14 protein-coding genes are annotated in these 21,655 nt (G+C 66.9%); 3 read left to right on the top strand and 11 right to left on the bottom strand.

Annotation, left to right across the window (positions count from 1 at the left end):
* The first annotated feature begins 220 nt into the window (after positions 1 to 220).
* Positions 221 to 2,596, top strand: a complete 2,376-nt coding sequence (locus tag DLM85_RS11380) for an alpha-amylase family glycosyl hydrolase (RefSeq protein ID WP_165822114.1) — start codon at positions 221 to 223, stop codon at positions 2,594 to 2,596.
* Positions 2,597 to 2,812: 216 nt separating this feature from the next.
* On the opposite strand, the gene DLM85_RS11375 is transcribed toward DLM85_RS11380, so the two are convergent.
* The 6 genes from DLM85_RS11375 to DLM85_RS11350 all read right to left on the bottom strand — a co-directional run bounded on the left by DLM85_RS11375 (position 2,813) and on the right by DLM85_RS11350 (position 11,375).
* Complete coding sequence (locus DLM85_RS11375; protein ID WP_111478227.1) at positions 2,813 to 5,125, bottom strand: TonB-dependent receptor; 2,313 nt, start codon at positions 5,123 to 5,125, stop codon at positions 2,813 to 2,815.
* 166 nt (positions 5,126 to 5,291) lie between these two features.
* The gene (locus tag DLM85_RS11370; protein WP_111478226.1) at positions 5,292 to 5,687 is read right to left on the bottom strand and encodes a hypothetical protein; all 396 of its coding nucleotides are present in this window, start codon (positions 5,685 to 5,687) and stop codon (positions 5,292 to 5,294) included.
* 148 nt (positions 5,688 to 5,835) lie between these two features.
* A complete protein-coding gene (locus DLM85_RS11365; RefSeq protein WP_243635929.1) occupies positions 5,836 to 6,531 on the bottom strand; it encodes a HupE/UreJ family protein in 696 nt (231 codons plus the stop codon).
* Positions 6,532 to 6,558: 27 nt separating this feature from the next.
* On the bottom strand, positions 6,559 to 7,896 hold the full coding sequence (locus tag DLM85_RS11360; protein WP_111478224.1) for a tetratricopeptide repeat protein: 1,338 nt from the start codon (positions 7,894 to 7,896) through the stop codon (positions 6,559 to 6,561).
* Between the two features lie 137 nt (positions 7,897 to 8,033).
* The gene (locus tag DLM85_RS11355) at positions 8,034 to 10,154 is read right to left on the bottom strand and encodes a DUF4331 family protein (RefSeq protein ID WP_111478223.1); all 2,121 of its coding nucleotides are present in this window, start codon (positions 10,152 to 10,154) and stop codon (positions 8,034 to 8,036) included.
* Between the two features lie 378 nt (positions 10,155 to 10,532).
* Positions 10,533 to 11,375 (bottom strand): murein L,D-transpeptidase catalytic domain family protein, encoded by an 843-nt coding sequence (locus DLM85_RS11350; protein WP_111478222.1) that lies wholly within the window; start codon positions 11,373 to 11,375, stop codon positions 10,533 to 10,535.
* A gap of 101 nt (positions 11,376 to 11,476) precedes the next feature.
* Between DLM85_RS11350 and hscA the strand changes: the two genes are divergently transcribed.
* The gene (hscA, locus tag DLM85_RS11345; protein WP_111478221.1) at positions 11,477 to 13,339 is read left to right on the top strand and encodes a Fe-S protein assembly chaperone HscA; all 1,863 of its coding nucleotides are present in this window, start codon (positions 11,477 to 11,479) and stop codon (positions 13,337 to 13,339) included.
* A 206-nt stretch (positions 13,340 to 13,545) separates the two neighbouring features.
* Here hscA and DLM85_RS11340 read toward each other — a convergent pair whose 3' ends face one another.
* On the bottom strand, positions 13,546 to 14,406 hold the full coding sequence (locus DLM85_RS11340) for an aldo/keto reductase (protein ID WP_111478220.1): 861 nt from the start codon (positions 14,404 to 14,406) through the stop codon (positions 13,546 to 13,548).
* A gap of 210 nt (positions 14,407 to 14,616) precedes the next feature.
* On the bottom strand, positions 14,617 to 15,243 hold the full coding sequence (locus tag DLM85_RS11335; RefSeq protein ID WP_111478219.1) for a YdeI/OmpD-associated family protein: 627 nt from the start codon (positions 15,241 to 15,243) through the stop codon (positions 14,617 to 14,619).
* 65 nt (positions 15,244 to 15,308) lie between these two features.
* Here DLM85_RS11335 and DLM85_RS11330 point away from each other — a divergent pair, with 65 nt between their 5' ends.
* A complete protein-coding gene (locus DLM85_RS11330) occupies positions 15,309 to 16,514 on the top strand; it encodes an anhydro-N-acetylmuramic acid kinase (protein ID WP_111478218.1) in 1,206 nt (401 codons plus the stop codon).
* On the opposite strand, the gene DLM85_RS11325 is transcribed toward DLM85_RS11330, so the two are convergent.
* The 3 genes from DLM85_RS11325 to DLM85_RS11315 form a co-directional block, all read right to left on the bottom strand.
* Positions 16,511 to 16,924 carry a hypothetical protein gene (locus DLM85_RS11325; protein WP_111478217.1) on the bottom strand — a complete coding sequence of 138 codons (414 nt, stop codon included), beginning with the start codon at positions 16,922 to 16,924 and terminating at the stop codon, positions 16,511 to 16,513. The two genes, DLM85_RS11330 and DLM85_RS11325, sit on opposite strands and share 4 nt — an antisense overlap.
* Before the next feature lie 183 nt (positions 16,925 to 17,107).
* Positions 17,108 to 21,118 carry a CARDB domain-containing protein gene (locus DLM85_RS11320; RefSeq protein WP_111478216.1) on the bottom strand — a complete coding sequence of 1,337 codons (4,011 nt, stop codon included), beginning with the start codon at positions 21,116 to 21,118 and terminating at the stop codon, positions 17,108 to 17,110.
* Between the two features lie 194 nt (positions 21,119 to 21,312).
* Positions 21,313 to 21,627 carry an FtsB family cell division protein gene (locus DLM85_RS11315; protein ID WP_111478215.1) on the bottom strand — a complete coding sequence of 105 codons (315 nt, stop codon included), beginning with the start codon at positions 21,625 to 21,627 and terminating at the stop codon, positions 21,313 to 21,315.
* Positions 21,628 to 21,655: the final 28 nt, after the last annotated feature.

The raw sequence follows: 21,655 nt of genomic DNA, 5'->3' as shown, positions 1-21,655 counted from the left end.
CAGGGTCTTACGGCCCGTTTAGGCTCTATACGATGCGGCCCCGATATAGGCTGCAACTGATATTATCAACGGGCCGGGGCCGCGGATGATTCCGCCGGGGCTTAAAAACCTTCGCAAACGATTGTGGAACCTAAAAATATTCCGCAACTTACCGCCCCGGTTTGCGTGCACACATCCCGGTTCTGTCCCTTTTCCCTTACCGCATTCCCAACCTTTACTCATGCTGAAAATCTGGCGCACCGCGTCCCGTCTGGGGACGCTGGCCGCAGTCGGTGTGGCCCTCCTGCTGGGCTCCCCCGCACAGGCACAATCCAAAGTCGTCCTCCAGGGCTTCTGGTGGGACTACTGGAACTCCAACTACCCCAACGGCTGGGCCAACTACCTGGCCGAGCTGGCGCCCCGCCTCAAGGCCATGGGCGTCGATGCGGTCTGGATTCCGCCGAGCATCAAGAACGGCAACCAGGGCAACGGCTACTCCCCGTTTGACCACTACGACCTCGGCGACAAGTACCAAAAGGGCTTTGTAGGCACGCGCCTGGGCACCAAGGATGAGTTGCTGCGCATGGTGGCCGTGCTGCACGCCAACGGCATCGAAGTGGTGCAGGACGTGGTGCTCAACCACGTCGACGGGGCCGGCTCGCAGTCGGGCGCGGGCGGGCAGGACCCAGCCGCCTGGGAAGACTACAACACGAGTAAGTACAAAAACTTCCGTTACGTCTCCTACAACACGCCGGCCTCCGCCGAGGACGCCGCCAACTACCTGGCGCGCTCGGGCCGCTGGCCCAAGAACTGGCAGAACTTCAACCCCAACCCCGGCAATAATTCTACTTCCGGCGACTGGAACGCGGTGTATTTCGGGCCCGATGTGAGCTACTACTCCGGCTCTTACGGCAGCAGCTCCAACGCCACCTTCAACCCCGCGCAGACGGCCGATTATATGCGCACCGGGGCCCGCAACTGGCTGATCTGGTATAAAAAGCAGGTAGGCTTCGACGGCGTGCGCCTCGACGCGGTGAAGCACTTCCCGGACTTCGCCACCGAAGATTTCCTGTATAACCTGCAGAGCAACGCCGGCTGGGCCTCGGGCGGCGCGGGCATGTACGCCGTGGGCGAATGGGTAGGCGGCGGCTCCCAGCTCGACCAGTGGTGCACCAACGTACAGAACCGCGCGGGCACCTTTGATTTCGGGCTGCGCAACGGGCTCTACAGCATCGTCAGCGGCGGCGGCAACTTCGACCTCGGCTCGTTGCCGGGCTACCAGCAGGGCACGCGGGTGGTCAACATCGGCGGGCAGTACGTGCACCGCACGGTGCCCTTCGTGAACAACCACGACACGTTCCGGCCCCAGACTGGCAGCACCGGCAACTACACCGGCTGGAACACCGGCTCGGAACTGGCCCCGCACATCGACCCGTTTGACCCGCGCCTCTCGGCCACCTACGCCGCCGCGCTGGCCCTCGACGGCTCCCCGCAGATTTTCTTTGAGGACCTCTTCAACGTGGGCAACACCGGCAAACGCTTCTCGCACAAGCCGACCAATACCACCGACCTGCCCACGCGCTCGGACCTGGAAAACCTGATCTGGTGCCACCAGAACCTGCGCTTCAAGGACGGGGCCTACAAGGTGCGCTACCAGGCCGCCGACCACCTCGTCATCGAGCGCAGCACCAAGGCCCTCATCGGCATCAACGACAACTTCTCGGCCTGGCAGAACAACACGGTGTCGTGCGACTTCGCCCCGGGCACGGTGTTGAAGGACTACTCCGGCGCCAACGGCACGGCCACCGTGACGGTGAGCGGCTCGCAGACGGTGAGCATCAACACCCCGCCCTGCAACGGCACGGCCACCGCCGGCCGCCGCGGCTACTCGGTGTGGGCCCCGGTGAACATCGGCACCAACTACGTGCGCGCCGCCATGAGCACGACGCAGGAATGGGAGCTGAACGACGACCTCGGCGACCGGGACACCCGCTCCCTGGGCCAGGGCGGCAAGCTGCCGGCCTCGTCGACGGCCTGGCGCACGGCCGGCCGCATCTACGTGGCGGCCAACAAGACGGTGAGCTACAACCTGTTTCCCTCCAACGGCGCCTACTCGCTGGTGGTGGGCCTCTACAACGCGGCCGGCACGCTGGTGAGCAGCAAGACGGGCACCGGCACGCTCACGGGCACCTACACGCCCACCGCAGACGGCTGGATTACGCTGCGCGCCCGCCAGAACGCCACCACCAACCCGGCCCAGCCGGCCTTCGTGAAAGTGACCTACACAGCGCCGACCGTCATCAACACCGCCACGGCCGGCCGTAGCGCCACCGTTACCAGCACGGCCGATGCCAAGCTGAACGTGGCCGCCGACCTGCAGCTGTACCCGAACCCGACGGCCGCCGACCGCATCGAGCTGACGCTGGTGGCGCCCGAGGAGCAGACGGTAACGCTGCAGCTGCACGATTTGACCGGCCGCCGCGTGCACCAGGAAGCTTTAAAACTTTACCCCGGCTCGACCACCACGCGCCTGCAACCGGCCCGGCAGCTGCCCGCCGGCGTGTACACGGTGAGCGTGCCCGAGCTGCACCTCACGCGCAAGCTGGTGGTGAAGTAAGCACGGTTCACTTGCACCCCACTAAGCCGCTTCCAAAACCTGGAAGCGGCTTTTTGCTTTTGCGGGCGGCAGGCCGGGTCGTTTGGGGTGTCGTGCCCGTTGCCGGCGTATGGCCCCAGCAGCGCCCGCGCGGCAGTCCTTGCTGATGTTTCCCGATGGCTACGGCCCCCGATGCGGCCGGCAACGTGTATTTGGCGGGCTTGGCAATAACAGCCTCTAGAAAAAGAAGCTGCCTGTCAGCTTGGCGAAGAACGGGGTGCCGGGCGTGAAGTGCAGCTCCGAAACGGGGGCGGCCTCGCCGCGCAGCTGGCTTTCGGTGTCGAACTGAGCCTCGTTCCAGTCCACGTTCAGTAGGTTTTCCACCGTCAGGCCCAGCTGGTAGCGGCGGTGGGTGTAGCTGGCCACGGCGTCGACGAGGGTGTAGCCGCGGGCGCGCACCGAGTTGTCCTCGTTGGCCGGGCGGCTGTCGACGTGGCGGTAGCGCAGGCTGGCGCTCAGGCCGTTGGGTCGTTTCCAGGTCAGGCCGCCGATGCTGGTGCGGCTGGGCGCCAGCGGAATGTAGTTTTCGCCCCGGGGGTCGTCCACCGAGCGGCCGTGGTTCAGGTTCAGGTCCACGTCGGCGAAGAGGGCGGGCGTGAGCTGGTAGCGCACGGCCACGTCGACGCCCAGGCGGCGGGTGCGGCCGGCGCTTTCCACCACGGCCTCGTCGCCCACGTAGATCAGCTCGTCCTGCAGGTGCAGGGCCCACACGGCCAGGTTCACCACCAGCTCGGGCACGGGCTTGAAGTTCGAGCCGACTTCGTAGCCGATGGCCCGCGGCAGGGCGCCGGCGCGGTTGAGCACCACCGAGCGGGCGTCGTTGGAGTGAAAGCCGAAGCCGGAGCGCGCAAACAGCTGCACGGCCGGGCTGAGCTGGTAGTACAGGTTCAGCTTGGGGCTGACGCGGGCTTTGCCGGCCCGGCCCGAGAGGGAGTCCACCCGGTCTTCGCGGAAGCGGAAGCGGAAGTAATCGAGGCGGGCGGCGGCGTTCAGCGTGAGGCGGTCCGACAGCGGCAGCGTGGCGTCGAGCCAGGTGAAGTAGCCCTGCTCCTGCACCCGGCCGCTGACGAGCGTATCCGTCACGCGGCGGCGCACGGCGTGGCGCAGGGCCAGGTCCACGTCGTCGAAGCGGGTACCGAGGCCGAGCGTGGTGCGCAGGGTGCGGCCGCCCACGGCGAAGCCCCGCTCGTAGGTGCCGCGGTAGCCGGCCAGGTGGCGCGCCTCGTTCTGCCGAATCTGGTCCCCGTCCGTGGGGTTGTCGCGGAAGAAGGTGAAGTTGGAGTACAGGTTGAAGCCGTAGCGCGAGTAGTACGCCTGCTGGGTGAGCACCGCGTCGTGGGGCAAATCCACCGTGAGCTGCACGTTGGCATTGCTGCGGGCCGTGTTGCCGCCCTCGGTCGGGTCGATGGAGCCAAAGCGGGTAATCAGGCCCTCCCGGATGGCGCGCTCCGGCACCTGGCCCGAGGCGTCCCAGCGCGAGTTGAAGTGCCAGCCGCTCACCGCCAGCGTGGCGCGCTCCGACAGCTGCCCGGTGTACTTGAGCAGGCCGTTGAAACGGTTGAAGTGCTGCTTCTGCTCGAAATACGAGTTAGTGAAGTTGTACTCGGCGGCCAGGTAGGCGCTTTCGCGGCCGCGCGGGCTGAACAGGTGCCCGTTCTTGCCCAGCAAATCGAGCAGCAGCACCGCCCGGCGCGTGTCGAAGCGACCGACTTCCAGCTTCACCTGGCTTTGCTCCAGGCTGGTTTTGGTGGTGAATTCGCCGGCGCCGGCCGTGGCAAAATCCCCGAAGCGGGCCGAATACGGGCCTTTGTACACGCGCAGCTGCTCCACTACCTCGGGAATGACGAAGTGAAAGTCGGCGTAGCCCTGCCCGTGCGCGTGCGACACCATGTTCACCGGCATGCCGTCGATGCTCACGGCGAAGTCGGTGCCGTGGTCCACGTCGAAGCCGCGCAGAAAAATCTGCTCGGCCTTGCCCCCGCCCGCGTGCTGGGCAATGAACAGCCCCGGCACCAGCCGCAGCAGGTCCTGGGCCGAGTTGACGGGCCGCAGCTGCCGGTCGATGCCGCTGATGGCGGCCACGCTCTGGTTCAGGTCGCGGGGCTGGGCCACGGTGACTTCGGCCAGCTGCAGGGCGGTGGGCACCAGCGCCAGGGTCAGGGGCTCGGGCGCGGCGCCGGTGGCGGCCACGGTCAGGGCCGCGGTCTGGCTGCGGTAGCCCAGCGCCGACACGCGCACCTGATACGTGCCCGCGGGCAGCCCACCGAGGCGGAAGCGGCCCAGGGCGTCGGAGGTGGCTCCGTCGGCGGGGCGGCCGTCGAGGCGCACCGTCACGCCCGGCAGCGGGCGGTGCGAGGTCGAATCGAGCACCGAGCCGCGCAGGGTGGCCAGCGTTTGGGCGCGCGCGGCCGCAGCCGACAGCACAATCAGGAAAAGCAACAGCAAGCCGGGCCGCCGGGTCGGGCAGCCGAAGCGTAGCAGTAAGGGCATAGCGGCAACGCAGTGACGCCGGGCCGGCCCGCGGTTGCGCGGCGGCCAGCCGGTCGTCGGGTGACGAGAATAAGACGGGCGCCCAACCTTCCGCGGCAAGCAGGCGGGTGGATTGGGCCGGGAACGGACGGCTGCCCGGCCTCTGGGCCGGTAGGCATCCGGGGTCTTATCCCCGCCTGGGTGGCGCGTCGGGCTCAGCCAACAGGCCCAGGGCCAGCGCGGGCGTCCACCTCGGGAAGGTGGGCCGGGGCTGGCGCGGGGCCGGGCGCGGCGGCAGCAGTGCTGTTTCCGCCAGCAAGTGCACGTCCGTGCCGTTCACTTGAGCCGCAATGTGGTGCCAGATATCTTCGCCGGCCTGCCGGGGCGTCCAGCGGTGCTGGTCGCCGTTGCAGCGGTCGAAGCAGTCGAGGCGCAGCGCGTTGTCGCGCTGGCAGGTGGCGCGGTGCACGTAGGCCCGTTTGGGCCGGTACCGCTCCCAGTCATCCGTGCGCCGGCCCACGCAGCCGCACGCCACCACCAGCAGGTAGTTGAGCAGCAGCAGCACGATGAAGGCCTGACGCATTTTCGTTGAATTGTTAAATGGGTGAATGGCTAGATAACTGGTTGTTCTGGCGCCAGCAGCCATTCATGAGTGAGGAAGCGGGCGAAAAGCCGGCTCGGGGAATCAATCAGACCACGGCCTGGAACAATCGGACCACGCCCGCGCGGCGTCAGACGAAGAACACCCGCTCGACCGTCCACCAGGCGGCCACCAGCGCAATGCACACCGACATGGGCATGAGCACGCGCTGCTTGTACCAGGGCTTCGGGGCCGTCCACCAGCCGATAATCAGCCAGCAGAGCAAAATGATGCTGACCTGGCCCAGCTCCACGCCCACGTTGAAGCTCACCAGGGCTTCGTAGAACAGGTGCCGGGGCAGGCCGATGTCGCGCAGGATGCCGGCAAAGCCCAGCCCGTGCAGCAGCCCGAAGCCGAACACCACCGCCAGCCGCCAGGGCCGCAGTCGGTCGGTAATCAGGTTTTCGAGGGCCACGAACAGGATGGACAAGGCAATCAGCGGCTCCACCACGCCCGCGTCCACCGAAATCAGCCCGGCGGCGGCCAGGCCCAGCGTGATGCTGTGGGCCACCGTGAAGGCCGTGGCCTGCAGCAGCACCGGCTTCAGGCGCGGCTCCAGCACAAACAGGCTCACGATGAACAGGATGTGGTCGAGGCCCCAGGCCATGTCGGCCGAGAGCGGGATGATGTGCTGAAAGCCCAGCTGCAGGTAGCCCCACACGGCCTGGGGCCGCGAGAGGGAGCTGATGTCGACGTTGCTGAACGGGTGCGCTCCGGCCAGCAGCGGCAGGAAGAGCACCCCGGTGAGCAAGGCCCCGGCGCGGAGCGAAAAGGCAAGCGGTTTCATCGCAGCTTCTTGGGCGAGCGGGGCGGATCAGCGGCGGGCCACCAGCGGCGGCAGCGTGGGGTCGGTCGGGTCGGGCCGGAAGTTGGGGTTCTGCTCGCGGGCCTGCCGCAGCCACGACTCGCCCCGGGCCACTTCGCCGTTGCGCAGGGCAATGCAGCCGGCGCGGTAGAGCAGCTGGGGGTTGCGGCAGTTGGTGCGCAGGGCCTGCGTCATGTACTTGCGGGCTTCGGCATAGTCGCCGCGCTTGTAGTGCACCCAGGCCATGGTTTCGCACACGTCGATGTTGGCCGGACGCCGCTCGTACTCGGTTTGGGCGTGCGTGAGGGCCTGGTCCAGGTCGCCGGCCTTGAGGTAGGCGTAGGCCAGCTCCCGGTCGGTGTAGTGGCCCTGCCCGTCTTCCTCGTCGTTGGTGTTGGCGTGGGCCTGCAGCTGCTTGATAACGTTGCGGGCCGACGCATCGGCCTGCGTAGGCTGGTCGTTGAGGCGGTACAGGTCGGTCAGCTCGTCGTCGAAGGCGAAGTCGCGTACCTGGGCGCGGGCCTGTTTGAGCAGGCGGATGGCGGTGTTGTAGTCGCCGCGGGTGCGGGCCACGCGGGCCATACCGGCCTGGGCGTAGGCGTAGCCGGGGCGCGTCTGCAGGGCCTGGCGGTAGGCCGCGGTGGCACGGGTCAGGTCACCGGAATCTTCGTAGAGGCGGCCGAGCATCACGCGGCACCACTCGGTTTGTTCCAGGCCGGGCACGCCGGCCCGCACGGCCAGGTCCATGGCTTCCCGGGCGCCCCCCACGTCGCCGTGTATTTCGCGCAGGTACGACACGCGCGAGTATGCCCGCAGGTCGGGGCGCAGCTCGTTCATGCGGTCGGCGGCCTTGATGGCGGCGGGGTAGTGGCCCAGTTCCAGGTGCGCATCGCAGAGCAGGCCCTGCACGAAGCCGTTGTAGGGGTTCAGCTCGGCCGCGTGCTCAGCCAGCGTCAGGCCCTGCCCGAAGTGGTGCTGCGAGAGGCTGATGACGGCCTTGGTGCACAGGGCCTCAAAATCGTCGGGGCGCCGGCGCAGCACCTCGTCCACGAGCTTGAGCGCCGCCGCGTCGTAGTAGGTATGGTCGCCGGTCACGCGGCTTTCCTGCACGTAGGCCTGGGCCAGCTGCAGGCGGGATTCGTGGTCGTCGGGGTTGCGGCGCAGGCGCTCCTGCAGGCCCGCTACGGCCTGCTTGGTGTTCAGCCACTCGCCGCCGATGGCCAGGGCGCCGCGGCGCTCCTTCAGCTGCGGCACGGGCACCTCCTTGCGGGCCAGCAGCACAGCCGCCACCGACACGGCAAAACCCACCAGCAGCAAGGCGTATAGGATGCGTCGAGGTAGGGACATAGGGAAAATTCAGGAAGTTGAGAGAAACGCCGCTACGGCTGGTGCCGCCGGCCGCGGCATCGGTGCGGCTCCGATGCGCGGCCGGCGGCGGCCGTAGGCGGGGCGGCACCGGGCCGCCCCGCCGTTAAGCGCCGAGGCTATTCGCCGCGGTGCAGAATGTGTACCGACTGCAGCGTGGTGTTGCCGGTGCGGATGGTGGCAATGTACTCGCCGGCCGCCAGCTTGCCGGCTTCCCAGCGGTACTCGTGCACGCCGGGCGCTTCCGTCTTGTTGCGCACGGGCGTGGCCACCACGCGGCCCATCAGGTCCATGATGACGATGGTCACGGGCATTTTCACGGCCGTTTCGTAGCGGATGGTGGTGCTGGCGCCGAAGGGGTTCGGGTATACCTGCGCCGACATCAGCTGGGGCTGCAGGTTCAGGTTGCTGCTGCGCTGCGAGAGGGCCGTCTGCTGGGCCTTGGTGCCGCTCCAGGGGGTCTGCACGTAGGGGAAGGCGGCCTTCAGCGTGGTGTCGTTGGCCGTGATGCCGGCGTTGAAGCCGACCACGCCCAGCAGGCGCGGCGTCAGCGGGCTGGTCGAGGTGGACGTGTAGTCGTCGTAGAACAACCCGATGGCGGCCAGTACGGCCCCACCCACGGCCTGTAGCTCGATGCGGGTCACGTCGTCTTCGAGGCGGCGGCCGTTCGGGAAGCCGTCCATGTTCGGAATGTTCTGCAGGGCAGCGCTGGCGTTGAAGCGCGCGTCCGTCAGGCCGAGCACGGCGGCCTGCAGCAGGCCTTCCGAGCTGAAGTCGGCCGAGTTGCGCGGCGTCACGGGCACGGCCATGTTCAGGCGCAGCATGTCGCCGCCGGGGTTAGCGGCCGTGGCGTTGGCCAGCAGGAAGTTGTTGATGAAGGGCTTGCCGGCCGTAAGCGGGTTGCGGGGCGTTTTGCCGGTCGCCAGCTGGTACGGAATGGCGTTCGGCACGCCGGTGTGGAAGATGGGCAGAATGTCCACCGAGCGGGGCTTGCCGGCGCGCAGCAGGTAGGGGCCGTAGCCGGCCGGAGCCGGGGCCAGCGCCGTGCCGGTAACCGCCGAACTACCAGCCAGGCCCGACAGGCCGGCGGCGCCGTTGCGGAAGTCGAAGCCGGCAGCGGGCAGGCCGGGGCTGCCGGCCAGCGAAGCCGACTGAATGCGCAGCGCGCCCAGGCCGGGCACGGCGGCGCCGTAGTAGGTCTGGCCGTTGGCCGTGCCTTCGGCCATGTACAGGCCCAGCTCCGGGTTGGAGAGGTAGTCGTCGGTGACGGTGGCTTCGGCGTAGGGCGTCTTGGCGTTCCAGGCGTCTTTGGCGCCGATGGGGTTCACCACCTCGTTCAGCAGCGGCATGCCGATGCGCGACACCTGTACCCAGCTGCCGGTGTGCGTCTGCGTGCCGTCGGTGTTCAGGGTGCGCAGGGCCGGGCGGCTGGCCGAGGCCCACACGCCGATAACGAAGTCCGGATCGAGGATGTTGGCGGCCTGTGCGGCCGTTTTGCCATCCTTCTGCAGCGCCGCAATGGGGATTTGCAGGGCAATGGCGTGGGTATTTTTCCGGGCCAGCCCGTCGCGGGCCTGGCCGGGGGCGCGGATGCCGCCCAGGTCAAAGATGCCGCCCAGGTCGGCGAAGAACGGGTCGTCGACGGGGCCGCAGAACACCTTGCCACCGTTACCCAGCGTCTGCACGGCGTTGGTCATGAGCGTGTTATAGGTCGTGCCCAGGCCGGCCGGCGTGCTGGTGATGGAGCGCGGGCCCACGTTGGGCGGCGGCACTACGCCGTTGGAAATCAGCGTGGTGAAGGCCCCGCCCGCGAGGCTCTGCTCCATCGTGTAGGTGGTCTTCAGGTTTTGCTGCCCCAGCCGGATGTTGAAGAACGTGGTCGGGTCCTGGTTGACGCGCGTGAACGTGAAGCGGTAGGTGATGTCGTCGCCCGTGCTGGTCGACTTGTTCTTGATGTGGATTTCGTACCGCACGTTTTCGCCGAACGTGTTGTAGTTCGGCCCGCCCTGGGGCAGTTCCAGCGGAATGTAGTTGGCAATGATGGTAATCTTGGAGTCGTCGTCCGGCGAACGGAAGGCGTAGAGGTCGGTGTTGTCGGCCAGCGGGTCGTCGGCAATCAACGGGGCTTCGCGGTGGCTTGAGGCTTCCAGCGGGGCTTGCTGCCCGCTGTAGGCCACGACGCCAAGCGCCGCGGCTGCCGACAAGCCCAGGAAGAATAACGGGCGGAAACCGTTCTTCATAGGATTGGGGGGTTTGGTTGGGGAATATGAATCATGCATCCGGCACCATTGCCGGACGACATTTTCCAGGATAAAATGAGTGTGCTGCCCGCCGGCAACCGGCAGGATCAACTCGACGCTAGGGTGCCCCGGCAGCGGGGCGGTAAGGAGGGGCGCGGCTGGCGCTCCATAATCGAAGCAGCCAGGCAATAGAAGAATAAGACGAACGACAGCCGGTGCGGCAGCCAGCGTGCCTTAGTATTCGATTACGGCGTCAGATACGTAAGGAATCCGTAGAAAGATTGGAGGATTCGAAAAAAACATTAGCATTAATCTGCGACAAACCCGGAACCGGACAACTCCCTACCGGAAAAGCCTCACCCGCCCCAGGCAGCGCTGTCATTGCCAAGACGTTGCCGGCAGCCAACGCGAGGCGTACGCTGCATCGGGCCCGTAGATAAACAGGCAGCTCCCCTCCTCCAGCCGGTTGATGATGGCCCGGTACTGGGCGGGCGGCAAGGCCGGGCAGCCGCGGCTATTGCCCAGCTGCCCGTGGCGGGCGAGGTAGTCGGCGCTGGCGTAATCGGCGGCGTGCAGCACCACGTAGCGGCTGCTGGCGTGGCCGTTCTGCCCCCGGTCGAGGCCGTGCAGGCGGCGCGAGAGGCCGTGCTTGCCGCGGTAGGTGTCGCCGGTGCGGTAGAAGCCCAGCGCCGTGCAGGCCGACTTCAGCCGGTCGGAGAAGCGGCGGGCGCGCAGGCCACCCGAGCCGCGGCCGTGGGCCACGTGGCTGTGGTGCAGCAGGCGGCTGTTGCGCACGTCGATAACCCAGAGGCGCGGCTCGGAGGACGGCAACTCCATGTCGGCCACGGCCAGCACGCGGGGGCCGCGCAGCTGCCGGGCCCGGCGCAGGCGCTGGTAGCCGGCGTAGGCCCGCTCCAGCACCGCCGGGCGCAGCGTGGCCGCCTCCGGCCCCAGCGCGGCGTGCAGGCGCCGCACCTCCGCCCGCACCGAGTCGGAAAGGCCGGGCAGCGGGGCCAGCGGCTGGGGCTGCAAGGAATCGGGCAAGCCCGGCAATAGCTTCGCGGGGGCAGGCTGCGTAGTAGCTACGGCCGGCCGGGCACTGATCCGGGTGCTCGGGGGCCCGGCCGATTGCCCGGCGTCGGAGGACTGGCAGGCCGGCAGCAGGCCCAGGCCGCCAAGCAGGCATAACCCCAGCCCCAGAATGGTTGTTGTGCTGCGCATAGGCGGTAATGCCGGCGTCGCCCCCGACCCGGCGGCGTTTCCGTTGTACTTTTGCGCCCCGGCGCGGCAGTCCCTTCCGGGCTGCGTTCTGAGCACTCAATATGGCCAAAGTTTCCATCAACCTGTCAACCGGCGCCCTCCAGCAGGAGGAAATCATCGTCGGCATCGACCTGGGTACCACCAATAGCCTCGTCGCCTACATTCACCCCGAGTCGCGGCAGCCCATTGCCATCAACGACCAGGGCCGCGGCACCATCGTGCCCTCGGTGGTGCACTTCCCGCAGGACGGCGCGGCCCCGCTGGTGGGCAACGATGCCAAGGACTACCTCGAAACCGCCCCCGAGCGCACCATCTACTCGGTGAAGCGCCTGCTCGGCAAAAGCTACCGCGACCTGGGCCAGCACGCCGGCGACCTGGGCTACAAGGTTATCGACGACGACTCCGAGGGCCTGGTGAAAATCCGCGTGGCGGACCGCTTCTACTCCCCCATCGAGCTGTCGAGCGAAATTCTGAAGGAGCTGCGCGCCCGCGCCGAGCACGCCCTTAAGACGCCCGTCAACAAGGCCGTCATCACCGTGCCGGCCTACTTCAACGACTCGCAGCGGCAGGCCACGCGGGACGCCGGCCGCCTCGCCGGGCTGGAAGTGCTGCGCATTGTGAATGAGCCCACGGCCGCCGCGCTTGCCTACGGCATCGGGCTGAACCCTGAGGAGGAAAAGACCGTGGCCGTGTACGACCTCGGCGGTGGCACCTTCGACATCAGCATCCTGAGCCTGCACCAGGGCATTTTCGAGGTACTGAGCACCAACGGCGACACCTACCTCGGCGGCGACGACTTCGACCGCGCCATCGTCAACCACTGGGTGCACCGCCACGAGCTGCAGCAGGCCGTGGCCGACAGCCCGCAGCTCAAGCAGCGCCTGCGCCTGCTGGCCGAGCAGGCCAAGCGCTACCTCTCCGACAACGACCTGTTCGGCGCCCAGCTCGACCAGGCCAACAACCTCACGCTGAACCGCCAGGAGTTCGACGAGCTGATCCGCCCGCTCGTGGAGCGCACCATCGACAGCTGCCGCCGCGCCCTGAGCGACGCCAAGCTCCCGGCCGACAAGCTCGACGCGGTGCTGCTGGTGGGCGGCTCCACCCGCGTACCGCTGGTGTACGATTCGGTGTCCGCGTTCTTCGGGCAGCCGGCCAACGCCTCGCTCAACCCCGACGAAGTGGTGGCCCTGGGCGCCGCCATTCAGGCCGACATCCTGGCCGGCAACCGCCGCGACATCCTGCTGCTCGACGTGACGCCGCTCACCCTGGGCATCGAGACGCTGGGCGGGCTGATGGACCCGATTATTCCGCGCAACTCCAAGATTCCGACCAAGGCCGGCCGCCAGTACACCACCTCGGTGGACGGGCAGGTGAACATGAAGATTGCGGTGTTTCAGGGCGAGCGGGATTTGGTGAAGGAAAACCGCAAGCTGGCCGAATTCGACCTGCGCGGCATTCCGGCCATGCCCGCCGGCCTGCCGAAGATTGACGTCAATTTCATCCTGAACGCCGACGGCATCCTGAAAGTCGAGGCCATCGAGCTGCGCTCGGGCACCCAGCAGAGCGTGGAAATCAAGCCCCAGTACGGCCTCACCGACGAGCAGGTGGAGCAGATGCTGATGGACTCGCTCACCCACGCCAAGGACGACGTGGCCGCCCGCATGGTCATCGAAGCCCGCACCGCCGCCGAGCAGATGCTCTACCAGGTGGACCGCTTCGTGCAGAACAACGGCCAGCACCTGACCGAGGACGAAATTAGCCAGACGCGCCAGCAGGCCGAGGTGCTGCGCGGCACCCTCTCGTCCGGCGACAAAGACACCATCTACCGCGCCCTCGACGACCTGGAGGCCCTGACCAGCCCCTTCGCCGAGCGCGTGATGCAGATCAGCATCAAGCAGGCCATGTCGGGCAAGAAGATTATCTAGCTTCGGCTGACATCAACAGAAACGGCCCGGCGGTATAGCACCGCCGGGCCGTTTCTGTTGATGTCGATTCCAACTGCACGTCATGTCGAGCGAAGCCGAGACATCTTGCGTGCTGATGTCTGAGAGTAAATCCTATTCAACGGGAGAATTACTATCCAGCGAGATGTCTCGACTTCGCTCGACATGACGTTTAGTTTACCCTTTCCCTACCCCAACTGCTCCAGCGCGGCCATATCCTCGGCGGAGAGCTGCAGGTCGGCGGCTTTCACGTTTTCCTCCAGGTGCTTCACCTTGGACGTGCCGGGGATGAGCAGGATGTTGGGCGAGCGGTGCAGCAGCCAGGCCAGGGCCACCTGCTGGGGGCTGGCGCCGAGGCGCTGGCCGATGCCGGTGAGCTTGCTGAGCGCATCCTGGTTGCCGCCGGCCAGCGGGTACCACGGGATGAAGGCAATGTTGTGCTGCTGGCAGTAGTCCAGCTCGGCCTCCCACTTGCGGTTGTCCACGCTGTACATGTTCTGCACCGACACCACCGGAAAAAACGCCTGGGCCTGTTTGATCTGCTCCACCGTCACTTCGGAAAGGCCGATGTGCCGGATCAGGCCCTTCTGCTGGTTGCGCTGCAGCCACGCGAAGCTTTCCTCGGCGGGCACGTTCGGGTCGATGCGGTGCAGCTGGTAGAGGTCGATGCGCTCCTGCTTGAGGCGCTTCAGGCTGCCGTGCAGGGCTTCTTCCAGGTGCCGTGGGCTGGCGTCGATGGGCCATTCGTTGGGCCCGGTGCGCAACAGCGCGCCCTTGGTGCCGATGACGAGGCCGGCGGGGTACGGGTGCAGGGCTTCGGCAATCAGCTCCTCCGACACGTTCGGGCCGTAGCTGTCGGCCGTGTCGATGAAGTTGATGCCCAGCTCCACGGCGCGCCGGAGCACGCGGATGGCTTCGTCGTGGTCCTTGGGCGGGCCCCAGATGCCCTCGCCGGTGATGCGCATGGCGCCGTAGCCCATGCGGTTGATGGTCAGGTCGCCGCCCAGGGCGAAGGTTTTCGAAACGGTGTTGGTGGTCGTGCCGGCCATGATAAGGAAGCTTGAGCGGCGCCGGAAGCGGCGGCCGTGGTGTATAACCGCTAAGTCGGCAAAATGCTTACGTCCGGGTACCACTGACGGCTACCCGGAGCGTCAGGCAGAACCGAAGGTCGACGTAGTAGTCAAGCATCTCGCCGGATAGTACCCCGCTAATTGGAATTGCTATCCGGCGAGATACTGCGCTCTGCACGACGGGCCGGTTTACTCACCCGCTGATGCCTCCCCTCCTGCCCCACCGGCCTTCCGCGCCCTCGGCGGCGTCTGCCGGGCTTCCTCCACGATGGCGGCAATGCGGCGGGCGCGGGTTTCGGGGCGCTTCACGGCCAGCAGGCCCTGCAGGTACATTTTGCGGCGCGAGGGGCTGAGGGCGGCAAAGTTGCGCGCGGCCGTTTCATCGGCGGCCAGGGCCGCGGCTAGGTCGGCGGGCACTTCGTGGTTCTCGGCCGAGTCGATGGCCGACCACGAGCCGTTCTGCCGGGCCACTTCCACCGCGCGCAAGCCGGCGGGCATCATCTGCCCCGCAGCCTGCAGCCGCTCCAGCGTGGCCTTGTTGATTTTCGACCACACGCTGCGGGGCTTGCGCGGCGTGAAGACCTGCTTGTAGCGGTGCGCGTCGAGGCTCACGGCCTTCGAGTCGATCCAGCCGAAGCACAGCGCCTCCTCCACGGCCTCAGCCCAGCTGATGCTCGGCTGCCCGCTGCCTTTCTTGTGGTACACCAGCCAGATGCCGGGGGCGGTTTCGTGATTTTCCAGCAGCCACTGCCGCCACTCGTCGCGGGTGGCAGCGCTGACCAGGGCCAGGTCGGCAAGGGTAGTTTTGGGCGGCATAGCGGCAAGCAGTTGGTAGCGGCGGAAGATACGGCCTCCCAGCCCAGGGCGCTACCTTCACCGCCATGAACCCGCACCTCGCCCGCCTCTGCCGCGTTGCCGCGCAGCCCACGCGCCGCATCCTCGGCCTGATGTCCGGCACCTCGCTCGACGGCCTCGACCTGGCCCTGTGCCGCTTCGAAGGCCACGGCCCCGCCACCCGCCTCACCCTGGAGCAATTCACCACGCTGCCCTACGCGGAAGACGTGCGCCAGCGTATCCGGCGGGTATTCGCCCTTGAAACCGCCTCGCTGGAGGAGCTGACCCTGCTCAACGCCTGGATCGGTACGCTGCACGGCCAGCTGGTGCTCGATGCGCTGCACGGCTGGGGCCTCCTCCCCGCCGACGTCGATGCGGTGGCCAGCCACGGGCAGACGGTGTACCACGCCCCGCAGCACCAGCACCAACGCGCCGAGTACCCGCTCAACGCCACGCTGCAGATCGGCGACGGGGACCACCTAGCTGTGCGCAGCGGCCTCATCACGCTCAGCGACTTCCGCCAGAAGCACATAGCGGCCGGCGGCGAAGGGGCCCCGCTGGCGGCCTACGGCGACTACCTGCTGTTTTCGAGCGCGACCGAAGACCGGCTGCTGCTCAACCTCGGCGGCATTGCCAACTTCACCTACCTGCCCGCCTCCCGCGACGCCGCGTTGGTCTTCAGCACCGACGTGGGCCCCGGCAACACCCTGCTCGACGCCTTTGTGCGCGAGCTGTACCCCGGCCACAGTTTCGACCCCGACGGCCGGTTTGCCGCCGCCGGCACCGCCGATACCGCCCTGCTGGCGGCCCTGCTCGACCACCCGTTCTTCGGTGCCGCGCTGCCCAAGACCACCGGCCCCGAGCTGTTCGGCCCGGCCTACGTGCGCGCGGCCCAGCAGCGCAGCGCCACCAGCGCCCTCGCCCCCGCCGACCTGCTGGCCACCCTCACGGCCTTCAGCGCCGCGGGCATTCGGCGGGCCGTCGAGCAGGCGCTGGGCCCCAATCCGCGGGCGGCCGTGTACGTGAGCGGCGGCGGCATGCACAACCCCACCTTGCTGCGAGCCATTCGGCAGAGCCTGCCCCACTGCCCGTTTGCCGATACCCAGGTGCTCGGCGTCGCGCCCGATGCCAAGGAGGCGGTGCTCTTTGCCGTGCTGGCCAACGAGGCGCTGGCCGGCTCGGCGCTGTCCATCGGGCAGGGGCGACAGCGCGTCCCGGCCGTGACGATGGGCAAGATTTCCCTGCCGGGCTAGCGGGCGGGCGCCGCCTCCGGTTGCAGCAGGCCGAAGCCCTGCACCCGCCGGGCGGCGTTGCTGCCGAAGGTCACGTCCAGCTGCACCTGCGGCCGGGCGGCCGTGGTGTCGCTGCGAAACATGAACGCGCAGAAGGGCTGCGTATCCGTGTCGCCGATGCGAAACCCGAACTTGTAGAGGTCGATGGTGGTGCCGCGGCGCTGGCCCTCGGCGTAGAGCGGCCGCACGGCCACGGCAAAGCTGTCGGCCGACACCCGGGCCTGCGTTTCGGGGGCCAGCAGGCGGTAAGCCGCTGCCCGGTGCCCGGCCAGCACGGCCAGCAGAAACCGCCGCGCCACCTGCACCTGCGAGGGTGCCTCCGCCGCCGGGCTGGCCGGCCGCGCCAGCAGGCACAGCCCAAGGATCAGCATACTGGTCAGCCCGCCGGCCGGCAGCCCGGCCCGAAGTCGAATTGCGCTACGAAACATACCCGCCTAACGCGCCGCCGGGCCTCATAAGTTGCGGAGTGCCGCCAACGCAAATCGGCGGCACCGGCCACGGGTCCGAAAACCCACGACCGATGCCGCCGATACCAGCGGATAGTCTGCCTGCCGCTAGTCGACGATAACCTGACGCGTCGCGTTCAGCTTTTCGCCGGTGATGCGCAGGGTGTATACGCCGCGGGCCAGGCCCGTCGTCGAAATGCTCACCGGGGCCGCATTACCGCGCAGCGTGGTCCGCTGCTCGCTTACCAGCTGGCCCAGGCTGTTGTAGAGGGCCAGGCTGGCCGCCGGGGCCGTGCCGTTGCCGGCAAACTCCACCAGGAAGGGCTGGCCCGTGGTGGTGGGGTTGGGGTGCACGGTGATGGCAAAGCCGGCCGACTGCTCGCGCGCGGCCGTGTTGATGGTCACCGTCAGGGCCCGGCTGGCGACGTTGTTGGTTTCGTTGCCTTCGGTAATCTGGCCCTGCGAGTCGGCCACGTACAGCACGTAGTAGGTGCCGGCGGCCGTGGCGGCCGGAATGGCGAAGGTGCCTACGCGCGTCAGGCCGCTGCCCGCCGGCATCGAGGAGATGCTGATGCTGTGCAGCAGCACGTCGTTGGCGCTGAAGCTGGCGTCGGTGGAGAGGTAGAAGCCGAGCGTGTGGGCGCCGGCGCTTACCATGCCGCTATTCTCGTGGAAGCAGGTAGCCGTCACGTTGTTGCCGGCCATAACGGTGGTCGGCGTCAGCGTCGGCGCGCTGACCGCGAGGTCGGCGGTAACGGCCGTCACGGTGATGGCGACGCCCGTGGCCACGTTGTTGTTCTCGTTGCTCTCGGTTACCACGTTGTTGATGTCGGCGGCGCAGATCAGGAAGTAGCTGCCGGCCGTGGTGGCGGCCGGAATCGTCACCACGTTGCTGCGCGTCACGCTGGTGCTGGCGTTCAGGCCAGCGCCGGTCACGTTGGCCAGCAGGCGGTCGGCGGCATCCAGCGTGTTGTCGGCCGAGAGGTAGTAGGCCACCGGCGTCGAGGCGGCTGCCCCGGCACCGACGTTGTTCACGCTCAGGCTCACGGTGGTGGTGCCACCCGCCATTACGCTCGTGGGCGTGGCCGCCACCTGGGTCAGGGTCAGGTCGGCCGGCACCGTCGATACGCACGATACGGCGGCTTCAAAACCGGAGTACGTGGCGCTGCCGTCGGAGTGGAAGCGCACGGTCAGGGCGCCGCTGGTGTTGGTGCTCGAAGCCGTCACGACCCCGGGGCTGTACACGTAGGTGCCAATCAGCGGGGAGCTGGTGCTGGTGCCGTCGTAAATCGAGACGTAGTCGCAGCAGGTTTCGAGGGCGAACGAGCTGAAGGTGAGGCGCACTTTGCTGCCGGTCGTGCCGGGGTTGATGGTCAGCGTGCCCTCCGAGTTATCGGCGTAGTTGCCGTTGCCGCCGTTGTCGTAGATGTTGGTGTTGCAGCTGGTGATGCTGGCCGAACCCGAGTAGGGCACCAGCGTGCCGTTGATGGGCGTCACGTTGGTCACGTAGATGGAGTAGTAGGCAACGTTGTTGGTTTCGTTGCTTTCCGTCACCTGGTTCAGGTTATCGGCCACGAACAGCAGGTAGTAGCTGCCGGTGGTGGTGGCGGCCGGAATGGTGATGGTGCCCGAACGGTAGCTGGACAGGCCGGCGCTCAGCGCGCCGCCGGTGCTGGAGGTCAGCAGTACGTCGCCGGAGCTGAAGGTAGCGTCGGTGGAGAGGTAGAAGCCGGCGTTGCTCGAAGTGGCCGTGGCCTGCCCCTGGTTGTACACGTAGCCCGACACGCTGGTGCTGGTGCCCGAGTTCATGTTATACGCCCCCGGGTAGAAGCTGCTGACCGTCAGGTCCGGGCTGGGCGGCACCACCGTCAGGGCCACCGAAGCCACGTTGTTGGTTTCGTTGGTTTCCGTTACCTGGCCCTGGTAGTCGGCCACGAACAGCACGTAGTAGCTGCCGGCGGCCGTGTTGGTCGGGATGTAGAGCGAAGCCGAGCGCGACGAGCTGAAGCCGCCCGACAGGGTGCTGCCGTACGAGTAGTTCAGGTAGGTATCGGCGGCGTCCAGCGTGGTGTTGCTCGAGAGGTAGTAGCCCACGTTGCTGTACAGCGCCTGGGTGGTACCCGCGTTGTAGATGTTGCAGCCGGCGTAGATGCTCCCCCCGGCCGAAGTCGTCGAAGGCGTCAGCGCTGCCTGCTGAATCTGCAGGTCCACGCTCGGGGCCGTCACCGTCAGGGCCACCGAAGCCACGTTGTTGGTTTCGTTGGTTTCCGTTACCTGGCCCTGGTAGTCGGCCACGAACAGCACGTAGTAGCTGCCGGTAGCCGTGTTGGTCGGGATGGTCAGCGACATGGCCCGCGACGAGCTGAAGCCGCCCGACAGGGTGCTGCCGTAGGCGTAGTTCAGGTAGGTATCGGCGGCGTCCAGCGTGGTGTTGCTCGAGAGGTAGTAGCCCACGTTGGAGGAGGCGGCAAAGGTAGTGCCCGCGTTGTAGATGCTGCAGGTGGCGTACACGCTGCTGCCGGCCGAGGTCGTGGTGGGCGTCAGCGTCGCCTGCTGGATCTGCAGGTCCACGTTGGGCTGCGTCACCGTCAGGGCCACCGAGGCCACGTTGTTGGTTTCGTTGGTTTCCGTCACCTGGCCCTGGTCATCGGCCACAAACAGCACGTAGTAGCTGCCCGTCGTGGTCGAGGCCGGAATGGTCAGCGTCGGGTACAGCGAGTAGTACTGGCCGGCCGTCAGGCTGTTCACGCTGCCGCTCTGCAGCAGCACGTCCGAGGCATCGAGCGTGGTGTTGCTGGAGAGGTAGTAGCCCACGCGGTGGGCGCCGGCGTTGGTGTTGCCCAGGTTGTAGAGGTAGGCCGACGCGTAGATGGCGGAACCAGCCAGCACGGAGGTGTTGCCCAGCTGGGCCTGCTGAATGGCCAGGTCGACGCCGGGCGGCGACACGGTAATGGCCACCGAGGCCACGTTGTTGGTTTCATTGGTTTCCGACACCAGCCCCTGGTAGTCGGCCACGAACAGCACGTAGTAGCTGCCCGTCGGCGTGGTGGTCGGAATGTTGGTGTAGCCGTAGCGGCTGGTGCCAAACGACGAGGGCGCCAGGGCGCCGCCGTACGTCGAGGTCAGCAGCACGTCCGAGGCATCGAGCGTGGTGTTGCTGGAGAGGTAGTAGCCCACGCTGCTGGAGGTCGTCGTGGCGTTGCCCACGTTGCTGATGTAGCACGACAGCGAAAGGGTGCCGCCCTGCGCCACCGAGGTCGGCGTCGCGCTCGGCGTCTGAATCACCAGGTCGTAGCTCGGGGCGCTGACGGTAAACGACACGCTGGCCACGTTGTTCTGCTCGTTGCTTTCGTTGACGAGGTTGTCGTAGTCGCCCGCAAACAGCAGGTAGTACGAGCCGGGGGTCGTCGTCGTCGGCACCTGCACCGAGCTGCTGCGCGTCGAGGAGCCGCCCACGGCCAGCGAGTAGCCGGTGGAGTAGCCCAGCAGCTGGTCGGAGGAGCTCAGCGTGTTGTCCGTCGAGAGGTAGTAGCCCACGTTGCTGCTCGTGGCCGTGGTGCCCGAGAGGTTGTAGATGCTGCAGCTCAGCGAGAGGTAGCTGCCTGCCACCGCCGACAGCGGGAAGGCCGAGGCGCCCTGCACGGCCAGATCGGGCTGCGGCACGCTGGTCACGCAGGCAATGTTGGCCGCAAAACCAGCGTAGCCGTAGTAGTTGGTGCCGCTCAAGCGCAGCGTGATGGCGCCGCTGGTCGAGGTCCCGTACACCGTCCCGATGTTGGTGGTACCGTAGTACGTCCCGATAATCGGCGCCGACGTGCTGGTGCCGTCGTAGATGGTCAGGTAGTCGTAGTAGTCAATCGACGCCGACGTGAAGGTGAGCTGCACCTTGCTGCCGGTGGTGGCCGGCATAATGGTCAGGGCGCCTGCGCTGCCGACGTAGGGGCCGCTGGCCCCGCCGTTGTCATACAGAGTACCCGCGCAGGTGGTGATGGTGTTGTTGCCGCTTACCGGCATAGTGTACGTTTGAGCGGCAGCCTGTTGCAGGCCCAGCCAGCTCATTACCAGCCATGTCAGCAGCCGGATTTTGTTACCGTACCTCGAAAAGTAAGGCTTCTCCATACCCAAAAAATATTTGTTGGTTAGAATGAACCCCGAAAGTTAAGGCTAAAAGACAATCAAAGTTTTAGCCTGCCCACAAAATATTGCAATAACCTCCCCGGCTCAACGCATAGTGCACTGTTGAGCTGCCTATTCTTCCGAATCAGCTTTGTCCGTGACCGAAAAAGCTGATAATCAGCTTCGCCACTGCCGGCCTATTCCTTCTCCTCCGGCACCAGCAGGAACACGTCCTCCCCCGGGCGCTTCATCACGTATTTCTCGCGGGCAAACTTTTCCAGCATTTCCGGGCTGCTCAACAGCTCGGCCCGGTCCTGCTTTACCTCCTCAATTTTGCCGGTATAGTACTGCTTCTGCTCCTGCAGTTCCCGGTATTTATCCAGCATTTCGTACTGCTTCAGCAGGTCGTTCGAGTCGAACAGCAGCATCCACACCAGGAACGCCAGCCCGGTGAGCAGATAAAAGTTGCGCAGCAACCGCGGTACGCGCCCCAGCACGTCAGAAAAACGCATACCCAAAGATAGGCGCTGCGCAAACTTT

The organism is Hymenobacter edaphi (genome assembly GCF_003258365.1).
GTDB classification, from domain to species: domain Bacteria; phylum Bacteroidota; class Bacteroidia; order Cytophagales; family Hymenobacteraceae; genus Solirubrum; species Solirubrum edaphi.
Note: the sequence above shows the minus strand (reverse complement) of the source record. Positions and strands in the feature narration are given on the sequence as shown.